Source organism: Holospora undulata HU1 (assembly GCF_000388175.3).
In the GTDB taxonomy this organism is placed as follows: domain Bacteria; phylum Pseudomonadota; class Alphaproteobacteria; order Holosporales; family Holosporaceae; genus Holospora; species Holospora undulata_A.
The window spans coordinates 1-4,997 of the sequence record NZ_ARPM03000147.1 but is presented as its reverse complement, the minus strand read 5'-3'; the positions used below and the strand labels follow the sequence as shown (position 1 = coordinate 4,997).

The 4,997-nt window shown below is 34.1% G+C and carries 4 protein-coding genes and 2 pseudogenes; 5 read left to right on the top strand and 1 reads right to left on the bottom strand.

What is annotated here, in order from left to right; translation table 11 throughout:
- Positions 1 to 158: 158 nt before the first annotated feature.
- The 4 genes and pseudogenes from K737_RS11150 to K737_RS12040 all read left to right on the top strand — a co-directional run.
- On the top strand, positions 159 to 317 hold the full coding sequence (locus tag K737_RS11150; protein WP_235075690.1) for a hypothetical protein: 159 nt from the start codon (positions 159 to 161) through the stop codon (positions 315 to 317).
- A gap of 287 nt (positions 318 to 604) precedes the next feature.
- Positions 605 to 1,156, top strand: a complete 552-nt coding sequence (locus K737_RS04145; RefSeq protein ID WP_006287988.1) for a ribosome-recycling factor — start codon at positions 605 to 607, stop codon at positions 1,154 to 1,156.
- 813 nt (positions 1,157 to 1,969) lie between these two features.
- Positions 1,970 to 2,152, top strand: a complete 183-nt coding sequence (locus tag K737_RS10550) for a hypothetical protein (RefSeq protein ID WP_006287990.1) — start codon at positions 1,970 to 1,972, stop codon at positions 2,150 to 2,152.
- Between the two features lie 141 nt (positions 2,153 to 2,293).
- Positions 2,294 to 2,420 (top strand): annotated as a pseudogene (locus K737_RS12040) (transposase); the annotation flags it as partial.
- Between the two features lie 261 nt (positions 2,421 to 2,681).
- On the opposite strand, the gene K737_RS04135 reads toward K737_RS12040, so the two are convergent.
- A complete protein-coding gene (locus K737_RS04135; protein ID WP_023492292.1) occupies positions 2,682 to 4,589 on the bottom strand; it encodes an ABC transporter substrate-binding protein in 1,908 nt (635 codons plus the stop codon).
- A 247-nt stretch (positions 4,590 to 4,836) separates the two neighbouring features.
- On the opposite strand from K737_RS04135, the pseudogene K737_RS09525 reads away from it, so the two are divergent.
- Positions 4,837 to 4,997, top strand: a pseudogene (locus K737_RS09525) (helix-turn-helix domain-containing protein); the annotation flags it as partial.

Genomic DNA, 4,997 nt, shown 5'->3' with positions numbered 1-4,997 from the left:
CGATTGGGAATTTGGTGATCACTCCAAACATTTAAACGACTTTTTGAGCGATTAAAAAAATAGAAAATTTTACTTTATTGCATAAGATCATTGGGCAGGTTTTAATAAAATTGTTCCAACCCCTCGCCTCTTTCAGGGAAAAGATAAAACGTTTTCCATTGAACAAAATAACGCTCCACACCGCCTTTGGTTTGCAAGATTTCGTCGCCCCCCTTGCAAACACGCGATCTCTTAAAATGCTAGAGGGAACACTGCTTATTTTTTCGGCACTTCAAGTGAATAAAACATTGAAAATTAATCAAGCTACCTTTGGTTAAAAGTCTCAAAAATCGAGATTTTTAGAAATGCTATAGCTTTTTAAACAATTTTTACATTCAATAAATGCAGCCCAACTTAACATTTGCTTTTAGAAAAAGTCTGGTGAAAAATGCAAATCTTGTGAGAACATTTTTTTTCGATTTAAAATGAGTATGCTTTTTTTTTTGAAAAAAGCGTGATAGAATGTAAATCAAAGGCGGGGTAGCTCAGTTGACGGAATCATAATCCGCAGGTCGGGGGTTCAAATCCCTCTCCCGCTAGGAGTAGCAAACTACTAGGTATATTCATGACAGAAAAAATTTTAAAGGATCTTGAGCGTGAATTGAGTCTTGGCTTGAGCGCGTTAGAAAAAAAATTTTTGGGGTTGAGGGTGGGGCGTGCCCGGCCAGAGCTTTTAGAAAATTTACCTATAGAAGTGTATGGAGGAAAGCAAATTTTAGGAAAGGTTTCTTCTATTTCTGCACCTCAAGCGCAGCTTTTGATCGTAGAAGTCTGGGATCCTTCGATTAAAGATTCAGTGGAAAAAGTTTTGAGAAAAGCATCTTACAGTCCAAATATAGAGGGAAACCGTTTTTCTGTTCCAATTCCGACTCCCACTGAAGAGCGCCGCAATGAGCTTGTCAAAATTTCTTTTCAGTATGCTGAAGAAGTAAAAATTGGATTTCGAAATCAGCGTAGATCAGTTTTAGATGGAATTGAAAGGAGAAAAAAAGAAGAAAACTTCTCAGAAGATTTGACTCGAAAGTTCAGAAACGATGTAGATAAGATAGTTAATACTTACGTGGAAAAAATAGATGTTTTAGCAAAAAAGCAGGAATTGGTTGTAAAAAACGTCTAGCAGGTTTTGGCATGAGCGGAAAATTTAATTTTTGGTAATCTGGATTTTTTAGTTAAGATTGAATAAAATAAGTTTTTTGGTTAGGTTAATGTGCTATCAATTTAAAGAAAAAAATTTAATAATAGGTATGGTTTTTTAATTAAATGATTCGGGGGTGAGAATTTAGATTTCATCTTTGTTTCAGGTGTGTGCAAATATGTGGATAGGCAAACAATTTTAATCCCTTGTAAGAAACTTAATAAGCTTGAGATGTTTGGAATAAAAAGTTTGAAATAATCTGGAAGTGAGTTGCAAGTTCTAATCTAAGGTAGAATAGAAATATCTAAGCAATAAGGTTAGAGTAAAATTTTGATAGTTTAAATTTGGCTTTTTTCCAATGTAACCTAAGACAAGCGGAAGAAGGTCTGGTCAAAGTGTTCTTCCGATTTTTACATTTCTTTACGTATGTAGCCAAAACATCATAAAAAGAACATGACAACAGAGCTGCATAGAGTTATAATTACGTGATAAATTATATGATTAAAGTTATGACATATTCATTGGATTTTCGAAAAAAAGTATTAAAAACAAAAACAAAGAGCTGTTTATTATTTGAAAAAATAGCCGCTAGATTTTGCATATCTAAATCAGAAGTAGTGAGATAGGGTAAGAATCTTGAAGGACTCAACAAAAGGAATAAACCATGGACAAAATTAGACAAAGAGAAATTAAGAATAGATACAGAAGAATTTCCAGATAGTTAGCTATTATGAAAAAGCTAAGAGGTTAGGAGTCAGCGCTTCTGGTATAAGGTATGCAAAACAACGTTTAGGAGTGACATATAAAAAAAATCTAAATCCCCCAAAAGCGAATCCAGAAAAAAGATCTACATTTTGCCAAACAATTGAGCAGCTAGAAAAAGCAGGCAAAGCTATTCCTTACACAGATGAAAGTGGTTTTGCTCATGATATGCTAAGAACGCATGGGTACTTGCAAGCGGTGTTATGGCTCTCATGACTGGGGGAGAAAAAATCCCATAGGCGCTTTAATTAGTAAATACAATTGCAATTGGTTTGATATCTGGCTTACAAAGGGGTTTACTCTTGGGTGCAGCAGATTTTATTTATTACCAAACCTTACAAAAGAAGGCGCTAGTGTATAGATAATGTCACTTTCCATAAAGGAAAAGCAGTGCAAAGATGCTAGAAGATGCCATAGTTTGCTTTATTTGCCTTATTATTCTCCAGATCTCAATCCTATTGAGAAAAAATGGTCCCAATCAAAACATATAAGAAGACCATTAACTTGTTCATTGATCTCTTATTTCAATTCCGTTTTTCGTAATCTTTTTATAATAATTTAGCTATATAGGAAGATATGTTATCCATAATTTTTCTTCATACTATGGAAAACAAGATTATTTCAAACGTATCAAGGAGTCTGGTTTTACCGTTCAACGTTTTTTATATGGCGTGAATTTTTAATTTTATAAAAAATTACACTTTTAAATACAAATATTTTATGGATATGATTCAGTGCCTTGCCCTTATTTTGGAGAAATCCAGCAAGAAGTTTCAGAAGAAAAGTTAAAAAAGTAATCAACGGGCTTAGGCACTTCAACGCGCCTCCAGTGTGCAATAATTTTTGTATCGTAATAATGCAAGGGCAAAACATAACACCCTAACTTAAGAAGGTGGTCCAAAATGCGCAACCATAACGTATACTTTTCTTGGTCGTTCCAAAAAACCATTATTTGTTTACACGCAAAGTCGATATTGGGGTCTTGAATCCCTGAATAATTTTTTCCCTGAGGCCCTGCATGTTCTGAAGTCCAGTAGCTAATTTGTTCTGCACCAGGGGAAAGAGTCCCTCGACGCTCTGCCACTATTATATCAAAATCTTTCTTAGAAATTTTTTGATAATAAGCGGTTTCATCTACTTCTTTTACTAAAGCTTCAATTCCAAAATCTTTCAGATAGATAGAAAAGCGTTCAGCCCAAACTTTTTCTTCTTTTTTTTTCGTTATGATCACAAAACGCATAGGGGTGTTATTTTTTTGCAATATTTGATTTTTCAGGCTCCATCCTGCACGTTTGAAGTGATTAAGAATTTCTCGCTTGTTTTGAAGTTTCGGTGTCGCGATTTGCGTAATCGGAACTGGAAGACCTAAAAGCGCTTTTTGCTCTTGAAGAGTCAAAGCGTTTAAACATGCGTAAGGCGTTCCTTGAAAAAAACTTTGAATTCGGCGAGCACGTTTTCCAACTATTCGTCGAAAGTCAGAAAATTTCAAGTCAAATATAGCACTTATTCCTTGCCTGAGACGAATATCTTTAAATAAAGGAAGCTGAGCATTGAAAAAAAAACCCTTCATTCCCACAGGCTGTTTGTGATTTACGGTATGAATCCGAATCTTGTTTTCAAAATTAGCTGAATAAAAATAAAGATCCCATTGTTCTGGATTATCCTCTTTCCACAAGTCTATCTCTTTTCTTAAAAACGCTGAAAAAGCACTTTCTTTGGTAATAAACCGCTTATATTGAATTTCATCCGCATTGCTAATTCCTTGAAATTGTGGAAGATCTTTTCCCCAGAAGTCCTTAACTCTTTCGTAAATTGTAATGGTGTCTGTATGACGACAAAGCCGATAAGGGCCGCTTCCTGTCAAAGGGGTCATAGAATCTTCATTCCCGTTTCGCCAGCTGATATCTGCTTTAGACAATATTGGAAGCCCAGCAAGTACCAAAGGAAAATCTGGCTCATAACCAAGTCCAAACTGAGCACTTTCTTTTATAGGCTTCATATAAAAAGTAATGGTTTGAGAATCTTGCACAAGAATACTTTTTACTTTTTCTCCAAGTTTTTTACGATAAAAAGATCCGTAGCGAAGAAAATACTCAAATGTTGCCAGAACATCTTGTGCTGTTATGGGGGTTCCATCGTGAAATTTAGCCTTTGGGTCTAAATAAAACGTAATCCAAGAATTGTCTTTAGCTTTTCTAATTTTGTTAGAACAATAAGGAATCATATGAAAAGCACATCTCCAACACCGCATCATCAAAGATGCAACAGCTGAATTGGGCTCATGCACTGAAAAAATCCCTGGTGGAAAATTAAGAGACACGAATGGATTTAAAGAAATAACAGAAGGAGAAACGGTTGATAATCGTAAAATTCCTCCCTTGGGAGCTTTGATATTGACCAATGTGTGAAAATGAGGATCACTATTTACGTGATACCCATTAAAATTTGTTCCTTCTTCAAAATCATCCAAAGATACGGAATCTAAATTTAAGGAAGAAAAAAAATTTAAATCACCTGTTTTAATATCGCTCAAAGACATTAACGTTTTTTGTGTAACGCTTGAATTTTTTTTTTTTATTTCTGATGCTTTCACACCTGAATTCGTTATTCCAATTATGATAGAATAAGTGATGTATTTTTTTATTTTTCTCATCGATAAGGCTAACTTGCTTTAAAACATTTTGAAGGAATTATAAAAATAATATAACAAAATATAATCCTTATAGCAAAATATAGCTAAAATATCATAAAAAAATATGGCAATGGAGCTGGATAGCGTTATAATTATGTAATTATTATATAATTAAAGTTATGACGACATATTCTAAATAAAGATATTTTTTTAAAAATAGTAAAGGAATTCTTTTAAAAGTCTCTAAAAATGATTGTATGTAAATTTTGTGAATGTTCGGAGTGCTTTAAAAACGGTTTTGTTCGAGGGGGAAAGCGGTACAAATGTAAAAAATGTGGAAAAAATTTCACGAGGTGTGCCCGAAAAAGACAAGCTCCAAGCCCTTGTTTTATTACGCAAGCGGTCTTTCAATGAACCGAATTGCGCAAC

Bases quoted from the DNA above. Each gene is read 5' to 3' on its own strand.
- K737_RS04135 (WP_023492292.1), bottom strand. From the start codon at position 4,589: ATGAGAAAAATAAAAAAATACATCACTTATTCTATCATAATTGGAATA.
- K737_RS04145 (WP_006287988.1), top strand. From the start codon at position 605: ATGACAGAAAAAATTTTAAAGGATCTTGAGCGTGAATTGAGTCTTGGC.